1 pseudogene is annotated in these 1,794 nt (G+C 66.2%); it reads left to right on the top strand.

The window, feature by feature from the left end:
• Positions 1-126: 126 nt before the first annotated feature.
• Positions 127-1,539 (top strand): annotated as a pseudogene (locus tag CEY11_RS24890) (aldehyde dehydrogenase); the annotation flags it as partial.
• Positions 1,540-1,794 lie beyond the last annotated feature (255 nt).

The following is a 1,794-nucleotide window of genomic DNA, read 5'->3' as shown; positions in this document are numbered from 1 at the left end:
AGGACAAGCGCAAGGCGGGGAATATCAAGATCAGAAACTAAGTTTTGGGACGCCGGGGTGGGTCAGTTTTACTCCGACGATTCCGACGAAAGTGGGTCAGTTTTCAACCGACGTTGACAGCTACGCGCTGCTGCCGATGGCCGCTATTTTGAACGCCGCAGCCCCTTGTCGGGCGGCGGCGCCACCCGCGCTGCGGCAGCCACCGTGGGCGATGCGCTGGCCGCGGCCGATTGCGCCAGCAGCGCCTTTGCAGCATGGTCGCAAACCGGCCCTGGCCTGCGCCGCGCCCTGCTTACGCAGACCGCCGATCTGCTGGCCCAGCGAGCAGAGCACTTCATCGAGCGGATCATCGACGAGACCGGCACCTCGGCCGGCTGGGCCCATGTCAATGTGCAGGGCGCCATCGGCGCTCTGCGCGAGGCAGCCGCGCTGGCGACCCAGCTTGCCGGCGAAAACATCCCGTCCGACAAGGCGGGCACACTTGCCATTACCACGCGGGCGCCCGTGGGCGTGGTGCTTGGCATCGCACCGTGGAATGCCCCGCTGCTGCTGGGGATACGCGCCATTGCCATGCCCCTGGTTTGCGGCAATACCGTCGTCCTGAAAGCCTCCGAACTTTGTCCCGGCACGCACCATCTTATCGGCGAACTGTTCATGGACGCGGGTTTTCCGCCGGGCGTCGTCAACGTCATCACGCACGACACCGCAGCCGCGCCGGGCATCGTCGAGGCCCTGATCGCCCACCCCGCGGTGTGCCGGGTGAACTTCACCGGCTCGACCCGCGTGGGGCGCATCATCGGCGAACTCGCCGGGCGCCACCTCAAGCGGGCCCTGCTGGAGCTGGGCGGCAAGGCGCCCCTGGTCGTGCTGGAGGACGCCGACCTGGATCAGGCCGTGAACGCCGCCGCCTTTGGCGCCTTCATGAACCAGGGCCAGATCTGCATGTCGACCGAACGTATTGTGGTGGACGAGAAAATCGCGGACGAGTTTGCCCGCCGCCTGGCCACCAAGAGCGCGACGCTCAAGGCCGGCGACCCGCGCAGCGGCAGCCCGGAGCTCGGCGCCCTGATAGGCGAATCCGCCGCCAACCAGGTACAGGCATTGGTGGATGACGCGGTCGGCAAGGGTGCCAGGCTGCTGACGCCGGTCATGCGCGACAAGAATCTATTCGGCCCCGTCGTGCTCGACGGCGTCAGGCCCGATATGCGCGTGTACGCCGAAGAATCCTTTGGGCCCATAGCCTCCATTGTGCGAGTTGGCGATGCCGAAGAGGCCGTACGCGTGGCCAACGATACCGAATACGGTCTCGCGGCCGCCGTATACGGGCGCGACCTGGCCCGGACGCTATCGGTCGCCCGCCGTATCGAAGTCGGCGTCTGCCATGTCAATGGCGCCACGGTAAGCGCCGAGCCGCAGCTTCCCTTCGGGGGAATCAAGGCCAGTGGCTACGGCCGCTTCGGCGGGCGGGCGGCGATCGAAGAATTCACCGACCTGCGACTCTTGACCATACACACGCAGGCACCAAGCCTGCCATGGTAAGAAGCCGGCCTCGAAGCCGGGCGGCAAGGCCGCAAGCAAAGAAATGAGGAAGTGATGAAGGCGCGGACAGCGCGCGGCAAGGCGCCGTGCGCCCGTGCCGCGCGCTTAAGAAGGGAGCCGGCGGCCGGGAGCGAGGGCGGGCTGCACAAAAGCGAACGCCCCGTAGAGAACACTCTACGGGGCGCAGCAGGATAAAAGCCTGACGATGCCCTACTTTCACAGACGTACGTCCACTATCATCGGCGCAAAGGCGTT

Origin of the sequence: Candidimonas nitroreducens, assembly GCF_002209565.1 — a bacterium.
Classification (GTDB): Bacteria; Pseudomonadota; Gammaproteobacteria; order Burkholderiales; family Burkholderiaceae_B; genus Candidimonas; species Candidimonas nitroreducens.
This window is presented reverse-complemented; position numbering and strand designations above follow the sequence as displayed.